The 510-nt window shown below is 63.3% G+C and carries 1 protein-coding gene; it reads right to left on the bottom strand.

Annotated features, from left to right (window positions below):
* Positions 1–510: hypothetical protein (locus RVY79_RS17190; RefSeq protein ID WP_317465686.1), on the bottom strand; the 510-nt coding region annotated here is incomplete at both ends.

The following is a 510-nucleotide window of genomic DNA, read 5'->3' as shown; positions in this document are numbered from 1 at the left end:
CCGCTCATATAGGCCCAGCGCAGCACCTCGTCGACCTGCGGATGCGCTTTCACCCACCGATACCAGGCCATCCAATCCAGGCCGAGCGCGGTATCCATGGCGGCGAGTTTGGTATCGACAAGGGGCGGGGCAAGCGAGACGACCAGATAGGACAGGACGCTGATCCCCGTGGAAAACAGGATCAGCCACGCCAGCGCTTGAATCAGAATGGCCAGCTCACCGGCACGGCATCGCTTTGCCAGCTTCCTGTACTGGGGGCCGCGTTTTGCGATCGGGCCGTGGAGCATGAGCGCAAGCCCTGCCATCACGCAGCCCAGCTGAGCGACGACCGCAAGACATTGCTGCACATCCTCCACCGCGATGCTGCGACCGGTTACAGCCAGCCACACCGCATCCAGCACAACGATGAGCCAGGCGATGATCCATCGTGCGGTGTCCCCCTTGGTCCAGAGGGCAGGCTCCGCTGCAGGCATTTCGTCGTGGGCGGTTGCGGCAAGCATCATGTCAGCC

The sequence above is a fragment of the Chromohalobacter sp. HP20-39 genome (genome assembly GCF_033052815.1).
Classification (GTDB): Bacteria; Pseudomonadota; Gammaproteobacteria; order Pseudomonadales; family Halomonadaceae; genus Chromohalobacter.
This window is presented reverse-complemented; position numbering and strand designations above follow the sequence as displayed.